The sequence below is a fragment of the Myxococcus sp. AB056 genome (assembly GCF_006547365.1).
Lineage (GTDB): Bacteria > Myxococcota > Myxococcia > Myxococcales > Myxococcaceae > Myxococcus > Myxococcus virescens.
This window is the reverse complement of the sequence record NZ_VHLB01000060.1, coordinates 1-21,714: the sequence shown is the minus strand read 5'-3', so window position 1 is coordinate 21,714 and position 21,714 is coordinate 1. Positions and strand designations below refer to the sequence as shown.

Genomic DNA, 21,714 nt, shown 5'->3' with positions numbered 1-21,714 from the left:
CCACAGTCTACTTGAGGGATGAAGCGGCGTTGACAATTTGCGACGCGAGAAGATTCGCCAGCCATCACTCGACCTGGATGTAGGTACAGGTCATGAACGACCGGGCGGCGGAAGGTATCAACAAGCAAACGAGCCCGTCTCGCGGCATGAGACACGTCCTCGCGCTCCCCCTGCGCCGCCGCTGCTGGCATGCTGGAGCCGTCTTCATGGCCATCGCCGCAGGCACCCCCAGCTCCGGCCCGACGCTCCGGATTGCCCAGCGAGTCCCCCGCACGGAAGCGGAGGGCCCCGGTGTGCGCTACGCCCTCTGGGTCCAGGGCTGCCCCCTGCGCTGCCCGGGGTGCTGCAACCCGGAGATGTTCGCGACCGAGCGCGGCACCGTGGAGACGGTGGAGGCACTGGCCCAGGCAATCCTGGCCACGCCCGGTATCGAGGGACTCACCCTGCTGGGCGGCGAGCCCTTCTCCCAGCCCGGTCCCGCCGCGGCGCTGTGCGAGCGCGTCCGCGCCGCCGGGCTGAGCATCATGGTCTTCACCGGCCACACGCTCGCGGAGCTGCGGGCCCAGGCGCGGGACGACGTGGACCGGCTCCTCGCGACGGTGGACCTGCTGGTGGACGGCCGCTTCGAGAAGGACCAGCCGGAGACGGCGCGGCGGTGGATTGGCTCACGCAACCAGGTGATGCACTTCCTCACCGGCCGCTACTCTCAGGACGACGCGTGCTTCACCGCCCCGAACACGGCGGAGGTGCACTTCGTCGGCGGCAAGCTCGTCATCAACGGCTGGCCCGCGCTCGCCGACCGGCTCCGTCCATGATTCGCGTCGCTCCGTCCGAGCTCGAGCTGCTCACGCTCGCCCGCGCCATCGTCGGCCTGGGGCAGTACGCCCCCGTGGAGGACCTGCTCCGCAACCGGCACGCCGTCCCAGCGAAGCTCAGTCCCGGCGCGATGCAGGTCCTGCGGGACACGCTCGCCAAGGGCAGTGTGTTGGCGCTCGCCCGATGCGGCGGCTGGCGCCAGCAGCTCACGGTGCGCGACGGGCAGGCACACACCGGCCGGCTCTGGGAGCGGCATGCTCCGCCCCCCCTGCGCTTCTCCCCCCTCACCTTCCACGTCCTGAAGTGGCTTCTGGAACAGCCCCTGACGAAACACGGGGCCATGCCGCTGGAGGTGGACGGAACCCCCACGCTCGCCGACGAACTCATCCTCTTTCTCTGCTGCCGTCTGGTGGCGGGCACCCCCTGTGCGCCGGCCCTGGGCGCACAGCACCTCTTCCGCCGCTCCGCCCTCTGCTGGCTGGGCTTCCCGGAGCAGTTCGGGACGCACCGTCCGGAGTTCGATGCCACCGCCTTCGCGCCACTGCTGGCGGACGGCGCGTGGCTGCTGGAGGCGCTGCGGCTGGAGCTCGTGCTGCGTTGGCGTGGGTTGGAGGAGTCCAAGCGTCACATCGCGTCTCCCGAGGGGGCCCTGGCCCTGGGCACCGCGCAGGAGGCCGTGCTCGCCGCGTTCCTCGACGCGGTGGATGGCGCGGGCCGAAGGGACCTCGCGGGCTTCCTCCTCGAAGCGGCGCGCCCGTTGCTGGAGCAGCCCGCCACGCGCTGGGTGGAGGGGCTGTCTTCCTCGACGACGTTGTCCTCGCGGGCCGCGGCAGCTCGTGCCGCCGCAGCCTTCCTGCGCGCGCTGGGACGGCTGTCGCGCTGGGACGCGGAGCACCGCGCCGTGCGCTTCTTCGACGACGACTACGACGCCGCCCAGCACCTGCTGTCTGAATGGAACGCCTTCGGTGAAGCAGGCTTCCGCCGCGCCGAGGACCACGCCCGGCAGCTGGCCACCGCCCTCACCAGCGCCAGCGGCGCCTCCGCCACACCTCCACCTTCCTCCGCCGGGAGCGCTTCATGAGCCGCGCCTACCGAGTCTCCGTCTCCGAGTCCCTCAACCGCGTGGTCCAGGCCGAGGACGGCCTCTGCTCCAAGCTGGAGCTGCTCCCCCTCCTGTCGCGCGAGGAGCTGGCTGGGCTGCTCGCGGCCGAGCTGGCGAACCGGGGCTTCACGCAAGAGGGCGACGTGGCCCTGCGCACCGAGGCGGATGGTGTCCGCATCGCCATCGACGTCACCACCGGTGACGTCAGCGTCACCCTCAGCGGCGAGCAGGAGGTGGAGCTGAAGGCGCGCGGCGAGCTGGCCGTGGAGAGCCCTCACGAGGTGGAGCAGGCGAAGCTGCGGGCCCAGGACCTGGCGCGCGCGCGGCTGGAGGACGCGGCGGACGTCGCCACGGACACGCTGCGACAGCAGGTCACCCAGAAGCTCGAAGGCCGGCTGAAAGACCTCAAGTCAGAGCTGGACTCCATCTCCAACAAGGTGACGGCGGAGGCGCTCAAGGTGCGCGCCGGGCAGCTCGGCACCATCGAGGAGGTCCACGAGGACGCGGCGACGGGCTCACTCACCATCAAGGTGCGCGTATGAGTCAGCGCATCCCCGAGGAGTCACTGCCCACGGAGCTGTCGCCCTTCGCCGCCGTCGAGGCCGCCTACCCCGCCGAGCTGAACCGTGTCTGCGAGGCGCTGCTGCGCGGGCTGCCCGTCATGGTGGAGGCGGACAAGGAGCTGACGCCCTACTTCTACAAGTGCCTGCGAGACAGGCTGAAGAAGGACGGCAAGCAGTTCCTCTACCTGGACGGCCGCACCGCGCAGGAGCCTCCACCGGGAATGCCCGCTCCCAGCATGATGGCCACGCTCATCGCGCAGCTCCGGGACGCGGTGCGTGGCGCGGTGCGCGAGCGCATCGTCGTGCTGCCCCACCTGGACCTGCTCACCACCAGCAGCGGCGGGCTCACCAGCGAGGCGCGTGAGGTCATCCCCCTGCTGTACGAAAACCCGGAGATGGTCTGGGTCGGGTTCAAGGACCCGTCCTTCCCCGTGCCGCGCGTCATCGAGAACCTCTTCCCCCACAAGGAGAGCATCCTCGGCGTGGGGCGCGACCGGCTGCGCTACCTCATCACCCAGCGCGAGTGCCGCAAGTTCGGAAGGGGCCTGCAGCCCTACGCCCTCTACAAGCACGTCTCCGGCGTCAACGCCGTGCGGCTGCGTCGCCTGCTGGGCGCCATCACCGGCGAGGACTACCCCGCCAACCCGAAGCCCGCGTATGCGCAACTGCGCTCGGCCACGCTCACCGGTTCGCTCAGCGTGCCGGAACTGGAGCTGCACGCGGACATCGGCGGCTACGCCAAGGTGAAGCAGCGGCTCCAGCAGGAGATTCTGGACGTCCTGGCGCACAAGGACACGCTGAGCGACCCGGAGGCGGTGAAGCGCGTGGAGGCGCTGTTGCCGCGCGGGATGATTTTCTGGGGCCCTCCCGGCACCGGCAAGACGCTCTTCGCCAAGGCCATGGCCTCGTCGCTGGGCGCGGCCGTCCAGGTGGTGAGCGGCCCCGAGCTCAAGAGCCGCTGGGTGGGCGAGAGCGAGGAGAACCTCCGGCAGATCTTCGTCCGCGCGCGGCAGGCGGCGCCCAGCATCATCGTCTTCGACGAATTGGACTCCTTCGCGTCGGCGCGTGGCACGTACACGGGCTCGGGCGTGGAGCACTCCATGGTGAACCAGCTCCTCACGGAGATGGACGGCTTCCGCAAGGAGGAGCTGGTCTTCGTGGTGGGCACCACCAACTTCGTGGAGTCCCTGGACCCTGCGCTGCTGCGCCCGGGCCGCTTCGAGTTCCAGCTCTGCATCCCCTACCCCAACAGCGCGGACCGGCGCGCCATCCTGTCCATCTACAACCAGAAGCTGGGCCTGGAGATGACGGAGCGCGCGCTGGACTACGCGGTGAAGCGCACGGGCGACCGGGTGGAAGGCACCGGCACGCGATTCTCCGGCGACCACATCCAGGCCCTGTGCCGGGCACTCGCACGTCGGCGGTTGCGCGATGGCGCCCAGGGCCCCACCGAAGCGGTGGACGTGGAGCGCGCCCTCACGGAGTTCCTGGACCGGCCGGAGCTCACGCCCATGGAGGAGCGCGTCGTGGCCACACACGAGGCGGGGCACGCGGTGTGCGCGCTCTTCTGTGAGCACGCGCCCGCCATCGACCGCATCAGCATCCGGGGTGACCTGGCGGGCTCGCTGGGGCACGTGCAGTACGCGGACCCCGCGCACCGGTACGTCGTCACGCGAGGCCAGTTGCTGGACAGCATCTGCATGCTCTTCGGCGGCCGGGAGGCGGAGGCGCTGCTCCTGGATGACCTCTCCCTGGGCAGCGCACACGACCTGGAGCGCGCCACGGAGATTGCGCGCGAGCTGGTGGAGGACCTGGGCATGGGCGGAGACGGCGTGCCCGTGCGGCGCTTTGATGCACCGGGACGGCAGGGGGACCGGCATGCCCTGTCCGACGCGACGCGAAGCACGCTGGAGGCCGCGATACAGGAAGTCCTGGCCGTCCAACGGGCCCGGGCCCGCGATATCCTCCAGCGCGAGAAGGAGCGGGTCGTGGCCCTGAGAGATTTGCTCATCGAACGCAAGGTGTTGGACCGCGAGGCCTTCACCCATCTGGTGCCCGCGCCCGTGGCGCCGAGAAAGGAGCCCGCGCTTGGCTAGCCTCATCCTCCGCCTCCAGGTGGACCCGGCGACGGGCCGCAAGGACGTCATCATCCAGTACGAGAGCGACGCGGACGCGCTGCCCATGGAGCACGAGGACGAGCACCGGCGGCTCGTGGACTCGCTCATCCAGGGCGGCACGCTGAAGGCCTCCGAACTGGGCCGCGTCATCGTCCAGCGCGACACGCCGTCGGGCAAGGCGGCCGAGCCCACCTCCACCGCCGAGGATGCCTCCGAAAAGGTCAGCCAGAAGGCCTGATGTCCATGCTCGTCTTCACCAGTGAGGAGGCGCTCCACCTGGCGCTGACCTCCGGACTCATCCCCGCCGAAGTCCAGGCCGAACCCGCCCGCTATCATCGGACGCCCGACGGCGCGCTTCACGTCCTGCCGGAGGTGATGCCCGCGAAGGAGGTGCTCGCGCACCTCGCGTCCCTCGGCGTGCAGGTGACGCGGAGCCGCGCGAACGAGGCCACGCCGGTCCTCTGCTGGGCGGAGCTGGTGACGGCGCGGCGCGTGCCGCTGGAGAGCGCACCGACCGGCCCGGTGCTGTTCCTGCCCCCGAGCGCCGATGCACTCCTCCCCTTGGCGGGCGAGATGCTGCGCCTGGGGTGCGACCGGCAGGAGGTGTGCTTCGCCCAAGCCTCGGGGGGAAGCGGACAGCGCGCCTTGCTGCGCGCGATGGCGCCACCCTACTTCACCCTCACCAGCGCGCTGGACGCCTCGGGTCCGCTGCGCGCCTTCGTTCCCGCTGTCCCAGGGCAACACGCCGTCTGGGTCGAGGTGGGCTACACGCATCCACTCGCGCGCACGCTGCAAGCGCCCGCGGGGACGTTGCTGCTCGTCCGCGGCGAAGCCCCCTGGCTGACCGCGCCGGACGGCCCGTGGACGGACCTGTACCAACACACCGACCTGCGGCTCCCAGCCCCGGGCGAGGACTGGACGCCCGCGCCCACCCCGGGCCGGCTGACGGTGCCGCTGCGCCTCACGCGAGCCGCACGTACGGAACCCGCGAGCCTCTGGGTGCTGCGCGAGAATGCGCTCGCCCAGGTGGAGTCCCTGGTCCACACGGTGCCGGAGCCGCTGCTCGCGCAGCTCCGCTTCGCTGTCACGGGGCCACCGGAGGCGCCGTGCATCGTGCTCCGTGCCCGAGCGGGCCGGGAGCGGCCCCCGGAGCTGGGCCTGTCAGGCATGGCGTACGCGCCGCTGCCTCAGCTCGCGGACCTCTTCCTGCCGTGTGACGGACTGCTGGAGCCCCCCGTGCGAAGGGACCGCCTGCGCGCGCTGCTCGTGCCCCAGGTCGATACCGTGACGTGGCTCCACCCCACCGGGGATGGAGGCTTCCGCGCGGAACGGCTGCCGGAATCCGCGTTCCAGCCGCTCGACACGTGGGTGGACTACGTCGTGGATGCCAACGCCGGCGTGCTCATGCCGTGGGTCCGGAGCGCCAGCTTCGACTTCGCCGCCTTCGAGGCCGCGGAGGGTGAGTGGCAGAGCGCGGCCCGCGCGATGCAACCGGACGAAGACGACGACCGGAGCCCGCGAGGCGCGCGCCGTAGCCGCCGTGAAGTGCCGGCGCCCCCCGTGACGCCCGCGAGCCCGCCCCCCATTGTCGCGGTCCGCGTCGCCCAACCCGTGCCCACCGGCGTCCGCCTGGCGCCGCTCACGCCCGCGCAATCCAGCGCGGTGGAAGAAGAGCTGAGTTCTCTGGAGAAGGCGTTCCTGGCCCTGGAGGTGCCCGCCGATTCGCCGCAGCGGCAGGAGCTCTGGACTCGCATGGCGGAGCTGAACGGACGGCTGGGCCGCAAGCGCGACGCGAGCCTGTGCTGGACACGCGCGCTGTGGTCAGCGTCCGACGCCGAGGCCACCGAGCTTGCTCGGCGCTGGTCCGATTCAGAAAACGAAGGAGGCGCCTCCCCTGCCGAAAGGATGGCGTCACCCGCGCCCACGGGCGATGACGTGCGCGGCGTCGCCAGCAGCCTGGTGCGCGCGATGTGCGTCCCAGGTGCGCCCGCGCCTGTCGACGTGGCGGCACTTCAGCGGTGGCTGGACAGGCATGACGCGGAGCTCGACGTCCGGGCGCTCTGGCTCACGCGGACGGCGCTCGACACGCTGGCGGGTGGCGATGCGCTCGGCCTTGCACGTGCGGGCGACCGGCTGCTGGAGCTGCTTCAGCGAGGCCTTTCCCTCGCGAGAGACGTGCCGCGCTTCCTGCGAGGTGGCACCGATTCGGCCCATGCGCCCCGGGTGCTGGCCCAGCTCGAAGCCCTGCTGAATCGGTTCGAGCACACGCCCCGCCGCCGCTCGTCCATCGAAGCGGCGCCCGCCCTCACGCTGGCCTATGTCCGCTATGTCTTCGCCGTGGGACTCGCGCGGCTCGGGCAGGCGGACCGTGCCCGCACCCTGGCGTCCGAGGCGGCGAAGGCAGTCGATGCGACGGAAGCCATCCACGGCTTCCTTTCCCGGGCATACGGCGCGCGCGTGGCCCAGGCCCTGGAAGGCCAGCCGCCCGAGACACCGCTGCCCTCCGACATCGCCGCCGAACTGAATGCCCTGGGGACCTTCCAGCGGTACAAGGTGGATCGACTGCGGCAGGCGTCGGCGCTGTTGGAGCCCAGCGAGCGGCTCGACCCCGCGAGGGCCTTCGGGCGTGGCGCGAGGGACTTGCGTGGAGAGGAGTTCGCCGCCCTCCGCGACTTGAAGGACCCGGCGCAGGTGGCGGCGCAGGTGGAGGCCCTGACGGGCCGGGCCACCGATGCGACGCTGCCCGCCGAGGAACGGCAGCGGCTCATCGGAGGACTGCTCGACACGCTGCCCCGCGTCGCGCCGGCGCGTGCGCTTCCACTCCTGAATCGGCTCGTCTCATCGATGGAGGCGCTTCCCGGTGAAGCCCAGGCCGTGATGCTGGGGGATGCCCTGACGCTGGCGGCCCTCTTCGGTCGCGCGGACCACGCGATGACGCTGGCGGCTCGGCTGCGCAAGGTGCTCACGGCGCTGGCTCCCACGTCGCCCGCATGGGGCCAGGGCATCCTGGGGGTGAGCCTGCGCGGCCTGCGCCGGGTCGGCCTGTCTCGCGAAGCCGCCGAGCTGGTGGACGCGGCGCAAGAACGCCTGACGGGGCCCAAGACACCGCTGACGGCGCGGCTCGGCGTCGCGGCGGGCCTGTCCATGCAGGGGCGCACGGCCGAGGCCGTCGACGTGTTCGACGCCGCGTTCGAGTCACTGGGCGCGGCGAAGGGCGGACTCCCTGAGCGGCTGGCGCTGATGCGCAGCCTCGCGAGCGCACTGGCACATGCCCCCGTGGAGCTGGCGCTTCCGGGGCTGGCGCGCATCTCGGAAGGGCTGCCGATCATCACGGACAGCTACAACACCAACAGCCACTTCTGCCTCTCCGTGGTGGAGCTGGCGGACGCACTGGTGCAGGGCCACGTGGAGGTGGCGCAAGGCACCGGAGAGCGCGCACGAAGCTGGCTCGACGAAGACGAATTCCTGGTGCGACGGCGCATCCATCGGGAGCTGGAGGAGCGCACATGAGCAGTCTTCCCGCCATCTCCGAGCTGACGTTCGACGCGCTCTCGAGCGAGGCCCACGGCCTTCGCGAGCGCCTCAACCGCTTCCGCCTGGCGCTGGGCCGTCACTTCGTGGGCAAGCAGACGCTGGTGGACCTGATGACGGTGGCGGCGGTGGCGCAGGAGCCGCTGCTGCTCGTGGGCCCACCGGGCACGGCCAAGTCGGACCTGGTCCTCAAGTTCCGGGACGCGCTGCGCATCCCCAACGAGGATTACTTCGAGTACCTCCTGACGCGCTTCACCGAGCCGTCGGAGGTGCTGGGCCCCATCGACATCAACCTGCTGCGCCAGGGCCGCTACATCCGGCGCGAAGGCGGCAAGCTGCCCACCGCGCGGCTCGTCTTCCTCGACGAGGTCTTCAAGGCCAGCTCCGCCATCCTCAACGCGCTGCTCACCGTCATCAACGAGCGCAAGTTCTACCAGGACGGCGCGCCGCAGCCGGTGAAGCTGAAGGTGCTCTTCGCCGCCACCAACGAGCTGCCCGAACACGCCGAGCTGGGCGCGCTCAAGGACCGCTTCTGCCTCAAGGCCGCGTGCCGTCCGGTGCAGGACCGCTACTTCCTGGAGCTGCTGGACTCCGGCCTGGATTCGCAGACGCACCGTGAGATGAACCAGAAGCCCTGGGCTGAAGGGCACGCCACGCTGGACGACGTGCTCAAGGCCCACCGTTACCTGACGCTGATGATGGGCAAGCGCGAGACGGGCCCGGATGGCCGCGAGCTGCGCGACCGCGACCTGTTCTTCCGCGATGACCTGCTGCGAGAGTTCCGCCGCGTGGTGCAGACGCTGACGCGCGAGGACGGCGTGTTCATCAGCGACCGCAAGCTGGTGAAGCTCTACCGCCTGCTCCGGACGCGGGCGTGGATCTTCCACGGCGGCGCAGTGGAGCGGCAGGACCTCCAGCTCCTCTCGTACCTGGGCGAGACGCGAGAAGAAATCGACCTGCTGGAGGAGAAGGTGCCCCGGCTGCTGGGCCTCTCGTGAGTCGCGGATGAGCTCGGAGCTGAGAAGCCCTCAGGACACGGAGCGCTGGCTTTGCGCGGGGCTGTGCCTGATTCGGCACGAGGACCTCACGGCCGACGCGTTGACCTCGGCCGTGCCGTGGCTCCTCGCCACGCTCGCGGAGTCGCCTGCCCTGCCCCCACCCGCCTTCATCGCGGACCTCGGCCGGCTCGTCGCGGGCGTTCCGCTCGCGCCCTCCGCGCCCGTTCCCGATACCCAGCCTCGGCTGCGCGCGGCGGTGCGCGCGTATGACGACCACGTACTGGCGCGCCTGGCCGCGGAGCCCCACCTGGAGGCGGTCTCCGCCGCCCTCGCACGGTTGCCCGAAACGCTCCGGCCGCGAGGGGTCGCCTTCCTCGTCGCGCGCGTCCTGACCCGCATGGGCTTCACCGCGGGAAGCCCGGTGAGCCCCGCCCTGGCCCGGCGCGTCCTGGAGCGTCCGCCCACGGAGCTGCTCCAGGCGGGCTACACGGCCCTGCGCGAATCAGGAACCAGCGCCGCGTTGGAACGGCTCACGGAAGGCTACGAAGCCCTGGCGAGCGCGGCCCGGCGCGCCCATGCCCTGCTCGGCGATGCTGAGTCCTTCACGCTGGAGAACCTGGAACACCTCCAGGGCAAGGCGCAGCGGATGGCTTTGGAGCAGGCAGTGGAGGCGGCCGAGGCCCTGTCGCGAACCCTGCCGCCCAAGCTCCGCGCCCGTCCGGTGAGCACCGCACCGCTCCCCATGGCGTTGGAGGACGAGGCCGCCTTCCCACAAGGTGGATTCTCCTCCGTGTCCAACGTGGGCAGCCTGGAGAACCTCGTCACCTCCGAGCTGGTCTACATGGAGGACGAGCCGAACCTCGACCTCTTCGACGTGCGCTATGTGGAGGGCGAACTCCTCTACTACACGCGCGACGAGAGCATCTCCGTTCGCCGCCGGCGAGTCATCACCTTCGTCCTGCCGCCGGACCTCGTGGATGCGCGCGTGAAGGACGCGGGGGTCCGCTGGCAGCGCGTCGTGGTGTCGATGGGCCTGCTGCTCTGCCTCGTGCGGCGGCTCTCCCTCTGGCTGGGCAGCGAGGAGCTCCACTTCCGCGCCGTCTTCCTGCACGCCCATGACGGCTCGGCGCCCCTGGAGGCTGAACGCGGCCTCTGCGAGCTGCTGCTGCGCGAGTGGCGCGCCCGTGGTACGGCGGAGGTCCTCACCGCCGCCACGCTCGACGAGGTCCTGACGGATGCGGAAGCGCGTGCGAAGCGCGCGCGGGTGGACCTGGTGCTCCTCGACGCAAGTAGTCAAGTCGAGAAGGTGTCTCATCCCGGCGCCTCCCGCATCGAGCGACACGTGCTCGACCTCAGCGGCCCCTCCCCCCGTGTGCGGACCATCCGAGACAAGCGAGAAGACCTGGATTCTCGAAAGTCGGAAGCGCCGCTGGGTGCCGCCCTCGGCAGCGCGCATTGGGAGGCATGGCTCGGCGTAACGCTTGAGCTTGCGCAAGGGCTTCTCTAGCGTCCGTCTCACAACGCGCCCCACTCGGCGCAACGGACGAAGGACGGGCCATGCCGCGGTACGAGTTCAAGGAAGGCAGCTCCAGCAAGTTCTGGGAAATCAACCTCTCCGGCAACAGCTTCACCGCGCGGTGGGGCCGCATCGGCACCGACGGCCAGGAGAAGACCCAGACCTTCGGCTCTCCCGCCGAGGCCCAGAAGGAGCACGACAAGCTCGTCCGCGAGAAGGAGAAGAAGGGCTACGTCCTGGCCGACAAGAGCGACGGTGACGATTCCGAAGGCGGTGGGGGTGAGGAGCCTGCATCCAATCCGGAGCTCGAGGCCGCCATCCTCAAGGACCCGGACAACGTGGACGCGTACCTCGTCTACAGCGACTGGCTCCAGGGCCAGGGCGACCCGCGCGGCGAGCTCATCGCCATCCAGCACGCGGCCTCCCAGGCCAGCGGCACGGAGGCCAGCGACCTGAAGCGCAAGGCCACCGCGCACATCAAGAAGTACCAGACGCTGCTGCTCGGCGAGCTGGCGGCCGGGGTGAAGTCGGAGGAGCTGTCCCTGGAGTGGCACCTGGGCTTCATCCGCTCCGCGCGCGTGGGCCAGAAGGAATACGACTCTGACTTCAACGTCCCGGAGATGGCTGGGGCGCTGCTCAAGCACCCCTCCGCGCGCTTCATCCGCAGCCTCACCATCGGCATGGCGAGCTTCGACGGTGAGAACGAGTATGGCGAGACCGTCCAGGCGCTCGTCGAGGCCGGGGGCTCGAAGACGCTTCAGGAGCTCTTCATCGGTGACTTCGAGTACCCGGACGACACCGAGATTTCCTGGACGCACCTGACCGACATCTCCGCCCTGCTCAAGGTGCTGCCCGACCTGCGCAAGCTGCGGCTGCGCGGCGGTGAGCTGGAGCTGGGCGCCATCGACCTGCCTGAGCTGCGCGAGTTCACGGTGGAGACGGGCGGCCTGCCGCTGGCGGCCGTCAAGTCCATCGCCAACGCGAAGTGGCCGAAGCTGGAGCGCCTGGAGGTGTGGTTCGGCAGCGACAACTACGGCGCGGAGGGCGGTGTGGAGGACATCCAGCCCATCCTTGACGGCAAGGGCCTGCCGAACCTCAAGCAGCTCGGCCTGCGCAACTCCGAGTTCACGGACGCGCTCGCCCAGGCGCTGCCCACCGCGAAGGTGCTCCCGCAGTTGGAGACGCTGGACATCTCCATGGGCACCCTGTCCGACGAGGGCGCGCGCGCCTTGGCGGACAAGGCGGCGGCCTTCGCCCACCTCAAGCAGCTCGACGTCACGGAGAACACGCTGACGGACGAAGGCCAGGCGCTGCTGCCCAAGGCGATTCCCCAGGCCAACGTGGGCAACCAGCGCGACTACGAAGAGGAGTACCGCTACTCCGCGGTGGGCGAGTAGCGTCGCGGCGAACTCCAGGGGGACACACCATGCCGCGCTTCGAGTACACCGAAGGCACTTCGAGCAAGTTCTGGGAAATCGAACGGAAGGACACCGTCGTCACCACCCGCTGGGGCCGCATCGGCGCGGAGGGCCAGGAGAAGACCCAGAAGTTCAAGCAGATGTATGAAGCGCGGCAGGCGTACCAGAAGCAGGTCCTGGAGAAGACGAAGAAGGGTTACACGCGCATCAAGCCGAAGGACACGGCGCCCGCGTCCAAGACGAACCCGGAGCTGGAGGCCGCCATCCTCCAGGCTCCGGAGTCTGACGACGGCTACCTCGTCTACGCCGATTGGCTCCAGGGCCAGGGCGACCCGCGCGGCGAGCTGATGGCCCTCCAGCACGCGCAGCGTCAGGCGCAGGGCGCGGAGGCCACCCACCTCAAGCGGAAGGTCGCGGCCCTGTACAAGAAGCACCAGGGAGCGCTGCTGGGCGTGGGCCTCACGTCGATGCTCGGCGAGAAAGCCCTGATGCTGGAGTGGCACCTGGGCTTCATCCGGGGCGCGCGCGTCGCGGCGCCGGGGTTCGACTCGGACGCTGACTTCGACGTCGTCGAAACACTGACGATGCTGCTCCGCAGCCCCTCCGCGCGGTTCCTCCAGGAGCTGACGCTCGGCCTGCCGGACAACGACGGTGACAACGAGTACGGCGACCTCATCAAGGTCGTCACCAGGCTGGCGCCGAAGACGCTTCAGCGGCTGTTCATCGGTGACTTCGTCTTCCCGGACGAGTCGGAGATCTCATGGGTCAAGCTGGGGAACCTCGCGCCCCTGCTCAAGGCCCTGCCCCACCTCACCACCTTGAGGCTGCGTGGCGGCGAGGTGCGCCTGGGGCCGGTGGAGCTGCCGGAGCTGCGGCGCTTCACGATGGAGTCAGGCGGCCTTCCTCGGCCCGCGGTGCAGTCCATCGCCAGTGCGAAGTGGCCGAAGCTGGAGCAGTTGGAAGTCTGGTTCGGCAGCGAGGAGTACGGCGGACGGTTCCGCCCGAGCGACATCCAGCCCATCCTCGACGCCACGGGGCTGCCGAACCTGAAGCACCTGGGGCTCTGCAACGCGGCCTTCTCCGACGAGCTCGCGACCGTGCTGCCGAAGGCCAAGGTGCTGAAGCAGTTGGAGTCGCTGGACTTGTCGAAGGGCACGCTGATGGACACCGACGCGGAGGTCCTGGCGGCGAACGCGGCGGCGTTCAAACACCTCAAGAAGCTGGATGTGTCGCAGAACCAGCTCACGCGCAAAGGCGTGAAGCTGCTGGCCTCGTTGTGCCCGGACGTGGCGGCGGGGAACCAGCGCGACATCTACGACGATGGCGAAGGCGGCCGATACGTCGCGGTAAGCGAGTAGTCCGGCATCATGGGCGCGCCTCCGTTCATCCTCATCGGCAATCCGGAGAACCGGCGCGTCACGCTGTTCCAGGACGCCCTCGCCAGGCAGGGGCGCCCCACCGCGCACGTCGTGCCCTGGCGCGAGCTGCTGGCGTCGCCGGGCCTCCTGGCGGACCTGCCAGACTCGGAGGCGCTCGTCCGCATCGACTCCACGGGCGAGAACTGGGACGTGGAGAAGGCCCTGCTCAAGCGGGGCTACGCGGACGCCGTGGGCCAGGGCTGCTCCGTCCTGACGCCGGAGCAGGTGGACCGCCTGCCCGTGGACCGTGGCCGCATTCTCAGCCCCCGGCAGCACCACCTGGGCTTCCTGCGAGTCCTGGCGGAGCTGGAGTCCATCTTCGCGGCGCATCCCCGCTGGCGCATCCTCCAGAAGCCCTCCGCCATCGCGGACCTCTTCGACAAGCGCATCACCTCCCGCCGCTACGCCGCCCTGGGCGTGCCGGTTCCCGAGCCGCTGGACGGTGTCACGGACGTGGAATCACTCCGCGAACGGATGCGGGAGGAGGACTGCCGCGAGGTGTTCGTGAAGGTGTCGTGTGGCTCCTCCGCGTCGTGCCTCGCCATCTACCGGCGGGGGCGCTCGGCGGACACGCTGACCACCACCATCGAAGTGGCGAAGACGGGCTGGTACAACTCGCTGAAGGTCCGCCGCGTCGAGGCCCCAGCGCAGGTGGATGAAATCCTCACGTATCTGCTGGGCGAGGGCTCACAGGTGGAGCGCTCGATTCCCAAGGCGCGGCTGGGCGGCGACTACTTCGACTGCCGGGTGCTGATGGTCCGAGGCGAACCGGCCTTCACGGTGGTGCGGCAGAGCATGCGGCCCATCACCAACCTGCACCTGGGCGGCTGGCGGGGCGACTTGGGCGACTTCCACGCGGCGGTGCCACGGAACGAACTCGCGGATGCCATGGAGAGCTGCCGCACGGTGGCGCGTGCCCATGACTGCCTGCACGTTGGCATCGACCTCATGTACGAGGAGCACTTCACCGGGCACCGGGTGCTGGAGGCCAACGCCTTCGGCGATTTGCTCCCCAACCTCCGCCGCGATGGGCTCACCGTCTACGAGTGGGAGATTCAAGAAGCCCTGCCTCAGCTTCCGTGACGGACACCCCCTACGGAGGGAGCCCCCCCAAGCCCGGCCTTCCACAAGGGCGTGGCCGGGACACGCTCCAGGATTCCAGGGCCGAAGACGCGGTCCAACTCCAGGTACTCCAGATGGACGTACCCGATATGGCACCCACAGGTCTGCTTCGCGCACGGCCGGGGTCTCAGCGCAGCGTCGAAGTCCGGCGCGTAGATGTTGCCAATCGGCTCATCGATGAAGTGACACCGCCGCGCCGTGCCCTCGCCGTCCACGGAGATGACGGACTCCCCGCCTCGGCACGCGCGGCCCAGGCTCGGGTGGCGCGTGTTGTTCACCGGGAAGAGCGGGTCCAACCGCGTGAAGCGCGCCACGTCTTCCGCCGTGTACGGCTCCTCCTGCCCGTCCTTCACCGCGTTGATCCACAGGTAGGTGTCCGGGGGAAGCTCGGCACGCAGGGCCTCCGCCTCTTCCGTGAAGCGGAGAAACCCCACCACGCCCACGCTGTGCCGCACGCCCAGCTCGGTCAGCTTCGCGCACTGGGCCACGAAGCGGTGCCGCCTGGTCCACTCCGGGTGGTACGTGGCCCAGATGCCCAGTTTGTCCGCTCGCGCCTGAGCCACCCAGTCCAGCTTGCACGACAGGTTCGTCTGGATGGCCAGTCGCTCCACATGCGGCAGATGCGACAGGCGGGCCAGCGCCTCTTGATACCAGGGCCAGATGAGCGCCTCGCCCCACGGCGTGAAGAACACCGACACCGTGTCCTGCGTACGCGCCTCCACCCACGCGACGAAGCGCTCCAGGTCCGCGCGGTCCTTGGCCAGCTCCTCGTCGGTGTGCTTCCACTTGCCGAAGGGGCAGTACTCGCAGCCGTAGTTGCAACTGGACAGCGGGCCTCGATAGAGCACGGTGAGCTTCATCGCCAAGCGTACTCCTTCATCATCGCCTGCACCTGGTCGGAGTGCAGCCAGGGGCCAATCATGTCGGAGCGCTCCACGCCCGCCGCGGTGAGCTGCACCACGCCACCGTTCTTCCGCGCCAGTCCGTGCGCCTCCAGCTCCTCCAGCTCCGGGAAGTCCTCCAGCGCGTCGGTGCAGAAGCGCTGCCGGTACACGGCGAGGTCCACGCCATCTGCCAGCAGCGACAACAGCATGTAACGGCGCCGCCGCTCCGCGGAGTCCAGGCGGAAGCCGTAGCCCACCTCGCCGAAGGACGCCTCGGTCCGCTCGCTGTACGACGAGATGATGGAGCGCACCTCGCGAGAGCCCACCGCGTACTCAGACGAGTAATGCACCCCGCCCGTATACGAGCGCGCCCCGCAGCCCAACCCCACCATGCCGTCCTCCTGGCAGCGATACACCGGACCGCCCGCGTCCGGCGCATGGCGCGCACGGAACATCCGCATGGAGACCTGCGTGTAGCCCTCCGACAGGAGGAAGTCGCGGCCCACGCGATACAGCGAGAGGCGCAGGTCGTCCCACGCTCGCGCCTTCTTGCCCAGGAAGGTCAGCGGCCGGACGTAGAGCGGGTAGAGATAAATCTCCTCCGGCGAGTAACGGAGCGCCGTGCGCAGCGAGTAGAGGAAGCTCTCCTCCGTCTGCCCCTCCATGCCGTAGATGAGGTCCAGGTTCAGCGTGGGGAAGCCCGTGGAGCGGATGAGGTCCAGCGCGGCCTCCACCTGCGCCGTCTTCTGGGGCCGCTTCACCGCGGCCACTTCCGCCTCGATGAAGCTCTGGATGCCCATGCTCACCCGGTCCGTGCCGCGCGAGCGCAGCACCTGGAGCTTCTGCGCGTCCACCGTCTCCGGAGACACCTCCACCGACACGGGGATGTTCTTCATGTCCGCGCCCATGACGCCTTCGGCCATGTCGAACACGGTGTTCAACCCCGCCACGTCCAACAGCGTCGGCGTACCGCCGCCAATGGCGGCCCGGGCGAAGCTCGCCGTCCCCAGCGCCTCCTTCACCCGCTTCGTCTCGCGCACCAGCGCGCCCAGGTACCCGTCCACCACGTCCTGTTTCGGCCCGGCGGCGGTGAAGAGATTGCAGAAGCCGCAGCGCATCTCGCAGAAGGGCACGTGGATGTAGAGGAACAGCGCGTCGCGCCGCTCCTCCGCCCAGACGGACTCCAACGGGAGCGCGGGCGTGAAGGGCCGGTAGGCCGTCTTGTGCGGGTAGCCGTAGAGGTACGCCACGTAGGGCGACCCTTCGAGCATCTGCTCCAGACGCGTCATGGTGCGGTTTCTCGAGGTAGCAGGAATTCAGCGTAGGGCACCGTCCACACCACGGGGTGGGCCAGGCGATGGCCGGTGAAGCCGTCCTCGCCGTAGGTAGTGCCATGGTCCGAGCAGACGATGCAGAAGGCGGGGCCCCGGCGCCGCAAGGCGGCGAACAACGGAGGGAGCTGCGAGTCCACGTACGCCAATGCCGCGGCGTGCGACTCGCGCGAGTCCTGGATGGCGCCGGGCACATAGTGCCGGTTCGGCTGGTGGAGCGCCGACACGTTGATGAAGAGGAAGACGCGCTGCTCACGCGGCAGCGCCTCCAGCCGCTGGACGGCCAGCGTCACCTGGTGCTCGGTGGACCGAGGGTCCGTCACGCCCAGCTCGGGGCTCCAGTGGCTCTCCTTGAAGAGCCCGGGGAGCACGTTGCCCAGCGGATTGCGCTTGTTGAAGAAGCCCACGCCACCAATGCAGACGGTGTGGTACCCGCGGCCCGCCAGCCCGGTGACGAGGTCCGGCGCGTCCAGCACGCAGGTGTCCGAGGCCGTCGTCTCGCTGCCCTCGAAGCGCATCGAGAACAACCGGGGATGCAGCCCCGGCGTCGCGGGCGTGGGCAGGAAGCCCGCGAAGAAGGCGTGGTGCGCCGCGTACGTGAAGCTCGCGGGAGAGTGCCGCTGCTCCCACCGGCCTCCGGGCAGCAGCGCGGAGAGGTTCGGCGTGCGCCCCTGGGTCGCGAGCACCTCGGCGACGTCGTAGCGCAGGGTGTCCAGGGTGATGAAAAGCAGGTCGTGCGTGCCGACCACCGCGTTCATGTCCATCGCGTGAGCACTCCGGCGATGTCGTCGATGCGCGATGGAATGCACTCCACCGTGAACATGGGCGGAGGCAGCGCGGACGGCCACGGGCGGCCGTGAGACACCCAGCAAGTGGCCATTCCCAGCCGCGCGGCGCCCACGACGTCCCGCGCCGGGTCGTCGCCCACGTGCAGCACCTCTTCCGGCGAACGTCCGACGTGGGCCAGCGCGGCCTCGAAGATGCGGGCATCCGGCTTCGAAGCGCCCACCTCACCGGAGAGGAAGACATCCGGCAGCACCTTCGCGAGCCCCGCGCGGGCCAGCTTCGTGCGCTGCACCCGCGCCGAGCCATTGGACACCACCGCCACCGGCCGGCAGCGGGCCACGGAGGCCACCCAATCACAGACGCCCGCGTCCTCCTGGACGAGCAGAGGCAGGCGCGACGCCATGTCCTCCCAGAGCGCGTCTGGCGTGAGGCCCAGGCATGGGAACGCCTTCGTCACCTGCTGGCAGAACGCACTCCGGGACGCGCCGCCACGCCCATCCACCTCGTGCATCCAGGCCACGGCTTCGGCACGCCGAACCTCGGGGAGCAACGACAGGTAACGGGAGACGAGCGTGTCCACGTAGCGCGAGAAGGCGCCCGCGCGGTCAATCAGCGTGTCATCCAAGTCAAAGAAGACGGCCCGGGGCCGCATCCGAGCACTCCTTCCCGAGGCGAAGATACGCCGCCCCGGCTGCGTCGAACAGCGACAACGCAGTGGGGCGACCGCATCCAGGCGGATTCGCCGGGCCCCTGCCCCCGTGCCTGCCCGTTGGAAGGCGGGGGACTCGGAGATTCCCGGCGAAGCAGCGGACGTTCAGCGGGACGGGTGCGCCTCGCGGTTGAACGCCTCCAGCGCCCGGACGACCTCTTCCTGCGAATCCGTGAGCATGAGGTAGCGCGCGTAGTCGTAGCCCTGCGCGAGCTGGTGCACCAGCGGGTACACGGGCCGGGTGCGCGTCCAGAACTCGGTGCCCAGGAAGATCATGGGGCTGATGACGCCCACCGAGTTGTAGTGGTTCTGGCACGCGTCCTGGAACACTTCCTGGATGGTGCCCGCACTGCCGGGTGAGTAGACGATGCCGCCCTTGGCGATGGTCAGCAGACCGTCTTCCCGCACGCTGTTGGCGAAGTACTTCGCGATGTGCGTGGCAAAGGGGTTGGGCGGTTCGTGCCCGTAGTGCCACGTGGGGATGCCCAGGCTGGAGCAGTAAGGAAGGTCGTCCTCGCCCAGGGGAAACGCCCGGCGAACGTCGAAGGCGCGCGAGAGCCACTCGCGGTCGGTGTAGCTGGGCGCCTGCGCGAGCAGGGCCAGTCCCGCGTCCAGCTCCGCATCCGTGCGCCGCGCGAACCACACGCCCACGTGCGTGGCCTCCATGGCGCCTGGGCCACCGCCGCTGACCATGAAGAAGCCACGGCGCGCCAGCTCGCGCGCCAGGGAAGCCACCGCGCGATAATCCGACTGGCCGCGCTTCATGGAGTGACCGCCCATGATGGCCACCACCTTGCGCACGCCCCCGGACCGGTACAACAGCCCTTCCATGGCCGCCGTCACCGAGTGGTCGTGGAGCCGCTGCGCCAGCGTCTCCAGCAGCGTGGGAGGACTGCCGCGCCCGTTCGCCGCCCAGTGCGCGTAGATGCGCGCATCCGGCGTGTCCGCGTAGGACTCCGGCCGAGCCGGGTCGAAGCCCGCGTACAGTTCCTCCGGCGTGTACAGCGCGCCACGGTAGGGCTGATAGGGCACGCCGGAGATGGGCGGGAACACCATGGCCCCGTGCTCCACGGTGGCCTTCAGCGCATCCTTCTCCAGCTCACAGCCTAGGAAGACGGCGCCCACGAGCTCAGCGGAGGCCAGCTCCTGGGTGTACCGCCGCAGATCCAGCCCTTGGATGATGACGTTGGCGAACCCGACGCCCGCCGCGAGGTGCCGCTCGAATGCCTCGATGGTCTCGATTTCGATCACGCATGAACAATTTCATGCCTCGCGGCCCTGTGGGTAGCGAGGAGTGCAGCTCAAGGCGAATGTGCATCTTCGCGGGCCCATGGGCCCCTGACGCTCAGCGCCGCGCCTCCAGCACCCGCAGGCACGCCTCCGCTTGAAGCAGCTCCAAGCGGGCTCCCGCGGCGGACGCATCTCTCGCCGCGAGTTGGAGCTGACGTCCGGCTTCATCCAACTCGCCCAACTGCAACTGGGCCCGCCCCAGCACGCACCGGAGCAACGACTGGAGGCGCCGGTCCTCCAGCATGGAGGCCAACTGGAGCCCTCGCAGCGCATCTTCCTTCGCCAGCTCGGGCGCGCCCGCGCGCGTGTGCAGCAGCGCCAGGCCATGGTGCGTGTAGGCCATGCCCCGGCGGTCTCCCGTGCGGGAGTCCAGCTCGAGCGCGAGCTGGAAGAAGTGCGCCGCGCGCTCCCTGTCTCCCGCCCGCGAATACGCATCGCCCAGGCTCAGCAGCGCGGTGGAGTGCTCCCACGTATCCCCCGCGCGCTCGCTCCAGCGCAGGACCTGGGCGTATTCGGACGCCGCGGCCTCCGGAAATCCCAGCCCGAGCTGCACACTGCCCATGGCCCGGTGGAGCAGCGCCTCCACGCCCGCCCACGCGGGGCCGTCTTCCCGGACCGCCTGCTGCAACTGCTCGCGGGCCAGGACAATCCTCGCGCGCGCCTCCTCGAACCGCCCCAGCGCGGACAGCGCCAACGCGGACAGCGCGTCCAGCGACACGGACAACAGCGGCGCCGCGGACAGACAATCCCGGCGCCCCTCCCTGTCGAGCCCCAGCACCTCCTCATACCTGCCGAGCGCGAGCACCACCGACGCCCGCTTGAACAGACGCCGGGCCCGGTCCCCCGCGGGAGACGCCAACCCCTCATCATCCAGCTTCCGCGCCGTATGCCACGCGGCATCCGCTTCCGCGGGCTCGCCCGCCAGCCGGTGCGCATCGCCCATGTATTCCCAGAGCCGGCGCTGCCACTCCCGCGCGGCATCTGGTTTGAGCGCATCCGCCAGTCCCAACGCGAAGCGATACACAGCCATGGCGGGCCCCGGTTCCAATGCCGCCAGGTTCCAGCCTGCCAGTGATACCAGATAAGGCAGTGCCCGGGAGGACTCCTCCGCTGACAGCCATTGCCGCGTCAACTCCATACAGGCGCGTTGGCGCAGCGGCTCCGGAAGGGCCTCATAGGCTTCCGCGGCCCGCCGGTGTGCCGCGGGCAACTCCGCCTCCGGCAGCTCGTCGACGCCCGGGGCGGGCTCCACCGCCCACGTGTACCTGCCTCCCGCGACGGAGCGCAGCCAGCCCCCCGTCTCCAGCAGCGCCAGCGGCCCTACCCCACCCGCCAACGCCACCAGCACCGACCGGGGAAACGACGGGCCCAGCACCGACGCCGCCCGCAGCACCTCCCGCTCTGCCGGAGGCAGCAAGGCCTGCCGCGCCGCATGTACCGCCTCGCCGGTGAGTGGTACCTCCTGCTCGGGCTGCTCCTCGTGCAGGGTCACCGCGTGCAGCAGGTGCAGCGGGTGTCCGGCACTGCCGCGCAGCAGCGCCACCCGGGCCTCGGGCGTCAGTGTCCCCCGGTTCCGCAGCCGGCCCTCCAGCAGCGCCGCGGACTCGGTGGGCCCCAGCCGCCCCACCGTCAGGACTTCCGCCGTGAGAGGCGCTGGCGCCGTGCCACTGGGGCGCTGAAGCGCCAGCAACAGCAGCGGCGTGTGCGACAGCCGCGACACCAGCTCCTCCACCAGCGCATGGCTGAGCGCGTCCCCATGCTGCCAGTCCTCCAGCACCAGCAGGCGCGGACGGCGGTGGGGCATCAGCGCGTGGCACAGGGAGTCGAAGAGGGCGGTGCGCTCGGAGGCGAGGCTCGCCGGAATGCCCTGGCGCTCGCGGCCCTCCAGGAAGCGCTGGATTCGCTCCGCGTCCGCGCTGGACACGCGGCCCGTCCCGGCGGGCGGGCTGAGCGCCCGCGTGGCGTCCAGCAGCTCCCGGAAGATGCCCGCCGGTGCGCCCGGCAGCGCCAGGCCACTGCCTTCCCAGACTTCGAAGCCATCCGAGGCCAGGCGCTCCACGAAGGCGTCCTTGATGCGCGTCTTGCCCATCCCCGCCTCCCCCATCAACCACAC

17 protein-coding genes are annotated in these 21,714 nt (G+C 70.0%); 11 read left to right on the top strand and 6 right to left on the bottom strand.

What is annotated here, in order from left to right; genetic code table 11:
• The first annotated feature begins 206 nt into the window (after positions 1–206).
• From FMP39_RS24205 to FMP39_RS24155, 11 genes are read left to right on the top strand one after another with little or no spacing between them, the layout of a single operon-like run.
• A complete protein-coding gene (locus FMP39_RS24205; protein WP_228558289.1) occupies positions 207–815 on the top strand; it encodes a 4Fe-4S single cluster domain-containing protein in 609 nt (202 codons plus the stop codon).
• Entirely contained in the window at positions 812–1,897 is a 1,086-nt protein-coding gene (locus FMP39_RS24200) for a hypothetical protein (RefSeq protein WP_141592593.1), read from the top strand. Before FMP39_RS24205 ends, FMP39_RS24200 begins: the two co-directional genes overlap by 4 nt.
• Positions 1,894–2,460, top strand: a complete 567-nt coding sequence (locus tag FMP39_RS24195) for a hypothetical protein (protein WP_141592592.1) — start codon at positions 1,894–1,896, stop codon at positions 2,458–2,460. Before FMP39_RS24200 ends, FMP39_RS24195 begins: the two co-directional genes overlap by 4 nt.
• Complete coding sequence (locus FMP39_RS24190; protein ID WP_141592591.1) at positions 2,457–4,577, top strand: AAA family ATPase; 2,121 nt, start codon at positions 2,457–2,459, stop codon at positions 4,575–4,577. The genes FMP39_RS24195 and FMP39_RS24190 overlap by 4 nt, the downstream gene beginning before the upstream one ends.
• On the top strand, positions 4,570–4,836 hold the full coding sequence (locus FMP39_RS24185) for a hypothetical protein (RefSeq protein WP_011552958.1): 267 nt from the start codon (positions 4,570–4,572) through the stop codon (positions 4,834–4,836). The genes FMP39_RS24190 and FMP39_RS24185 overlap by 8 nt, the downstream gene beginning before the upstream one ends.
• Positions 4,836–8,108 (top strand): hypothetical protein, encoded by a 3,273-nt coding sequence (locus FMP39_RS24180; protein ID WP_141592590.1) that lies wholly within the window; start codon positions 4,836–4,838, stop codon positions 8,106–8,108. Before FMP39_RS24185 ends, FMP39_RS24180 begins: the two co-directional genes overlap by 1 nt.
• Positions 8,105–9,127, top strand: a complete 1,023-nt coding sequence (locus FMP39_RS24175) for an AAA family ATPase (RefSeq protein WP_011552956.1) — start codon at positions 8,105–8,107, stop codon at positions 9,125–9,127. Before FMP39_RS24180 ends, FMP39_RS24175 begins: the two co-directional genes overlap by 4 nt.
• A gap of 7 nt (positions 9,128–9,134) precedes the next feature.
• Positions 9,135–10,634: a hypothetical protein gene (locus FMP39_RS24170; RefSeq protein WP_141592589.1), complete on the top strand. Its 1,500-nt coding sequence runs from the start codon at positions 9,135–9,137 to the stop codon at positions 10,632–10,634.
• 50 nt (positions 10,635–10,684) lie between these two features.
• Positions 10,685–12,040 (top strand): WGR domain-containing protein, encoded by a 1,356-nt coding sequence (locus FMP39_RS24165; RefSeq protein ID WP_141592588.1) that lies wholly within the window; start codon positions 10,685–10,687, stop codon positions 12,038–12,040.
• A gap of 29 nt (positions 12,041–12,069) precedes the next feature.
• Complete coding sequence (locus tag FMP39_RS24160) at positions 12,070–13,419, top strand: WGR domain-containing protein (protein WP_141592587.1); 1,350 nt, start codon at positions 12,070–12,072, stop codon at positions 13,417–13,419.
• A gap of 9 nt (positions 13,420–13,428) precedes the next feature.
• Positions 13,429–14,562 (top strand): STM4014 family protein, encoded by a 1,134-nt coding sequence (locus FMP39_RS24155; protein ID WP_141592586.1) that lies wholly within the window; start codon positions 13,429–13,431, stop codon positions 14,560–14,562.
• Here the strand turns inward: FMP39_RS24155 and FMP39_RS24150 are convergent.
• The 6 genes from FMP39_RS24150 to FMP39_RS24125 all read right to left on the bottom strand — a co-directional run.
• A complete protein-coding gene (locus FMP39_RS24150) occupies positions 14,550–15,461 on the bottom strand; it encodes an STM4011 family radical SAM protein (RefSeq protein WP_141592585.1) in 912 nt (303 codons plus the stop codon). The genes FMP39_RS24155 and FMP39_RS24150 overlap by 13 nt on opposite strands.
• Entirely contained in the window at positions 15,458–16,774 is a 1,317-nt protein-coding gene (locus tag FMP39_RS24145) for an STM4012 family radical SAM protein (RefSeq protein WP_141592584.1), read from the bottom strand. The genes FMP39_RS24150 and FMP39_RS24145 overlap by 4 nt, the downstream gene beginning before the upstream one ends.
• Positions 16,771–17,580 carry an STM4013/SEN3800 family hydrolase gene (locus tag FMP39_RS24140; protein ID WP_194858540.1) on the bottom strand — a complete coding sequence of 270 codons (810 nt, stop codon included), beginning with the start codon at positions 17,578–17,580 and terminating at the stop codon, positions 16,771–16,773. The genes FMP39_RS24145 and FMP39_RS24140 overlap by 4 nt, the downstream gene beginning before the upstream one ends.
• On the bottom strand, positions 17,571–18,254 hold the full coding sequence (locus FMP39_RS24135) for an HAD family hydrolase (protein WP_141592582.1): 684 nt from the start codon (positions 18,252–18,254) through the stop codon (positions 17,571–17,573). Before FMP39_RS24135 ends, FMP39_RS24140 begins: the two co-directional genes overlap by 10 nt.
• A gap of 162 nt (positions 18,255–18,416) precedes the next feature.
• The gene (locus FMP39_RS24130) at positions 18,417–19,562 is read right to left on the bottom strand and encodes an LOG family protein (protein WP_141592581.1); all 1,146 of its coding nucleotides are present in this window, start codon (positions 19,560–19,562) and stop codon (positions 18,417–18,419) included.
• Positions 19,563–19,656: 94 nt separating this feature from the next.
• On the bottom strand, positions 19,657–21,714 hold a 2,058-nt coding region (locus FMP39_RS24125; protein WP_141592580.1), incomplete at its 5' end, for an AAA family ATPase.

What these genes read in the sequence shown, in the direction of transcription:
- FMP39_RS24205 (WP_228558289.1), top strand. Translation starts at nt 207, where the DNA reads ATGGCCATCGCCGCAGGCACCCCCAGCTCCGGCCCGACGCTCCGGATT.
- FMP39_RS24200 (WP_141592593.1), top strand. Translation starts at nt 812, where the DNA reads ATGATTCGCGTCGCTCCGTCCGAGCTCGAGCTGCTCACGCTCGCCCGC.
- FMP39_RS24195 (WP_141592592.1), top strand. Translation starts at nt 1,894, where the DNA reads ATGAGCCGCGCCTACCGAGTCTCCGTCTCCGAGTCCCTCAACCGCGTG.
- FMP39_RS24190 (WP_141592591.1), top strand. Translation starts at nt 2,457, where the DNA reads ATGAGTCAGCGCATCCCCGAGGAGTCACTGCCCACGGAGCTGTCGCCC.
- FMP39_RS24180 (WP_141592590.1), top strand. Translation starts at nt 4,836, where the DNA reads ATGTCCATGCTCGTCTTCACCAGTGAGGAGGCGCTCCACCTGGCGCTG.
- FMP39_RS24175 (WP_011552956.1), top strand. Translation starts at nt 8,105, where the DNA reads ATGAGCAGTCTTCCCGCCATCTCCGAGCTGACGTTCGACGCGCTCTCG.
- FMP39_RS24170 (WP_141592589.1), top strand. Translation starts at nt 9,135, where the DNA reads ATGAGCTCGGAGCTGAGAAGCCCTCAGGACACGGAGCGCTGGCTTTGC.
- FMP39_RS24165 (WP_141592588.1), top strand. Translation starts at nt 10,685, where the DNA reads ATGCCGCGGTACGAGTTCAAGGAAGGCAGCTCCAGCAAGTTCTGGGAA.
- FMP39_RS24160 (WP_141592587.1), top strand. Translation starts at nt 12,070, where the DNA reads ATGCCGCGCTTCGAGTACACCGAAGGCACTTCGAGCAAGTTCTGGGAA.
- FMP39_RS24155 (WP_141592586.1), top strand. Translation starts at nt 13,429, where the DNA reads ATGGGCGCGCCTCCGTTCATCCTCATCGGCAATCCGGAGAACCGGCGC.
- FMP39_RS24150 (WP_141592585.1), bottom strand. Translation starts at nt 15,461, where the DNA reads ATGAAGCTCACCGTGCTCTATCGAGGCCCGCTGTCCAGTTGCAACTAC.
- FMP39_RS24145 (WP_141592584.1), bottom strand. Translation starts at nt 16,774, where the DNA reads ATGACGCGTCTGGAGCAGATGCTCGAAGGGTCGCCCTACGTGGCGTAC.
- FMP39_RS24140 (WP_194858540.1), bottom strand. Translation starts at nt 17,580, where the DNA reads ATGGACATGAACGCGGTGGTCGGCACGCACGACCTGCTTTTCATCACC.
- FMP39_RS24135 (WP_141592582.1), bottom strand. Translation starts at nt 18,254, where the DNA reads ATGCGGCCCCGGGCCGTCTTCTTTGACTTGGATGACACGCTGATTGAC.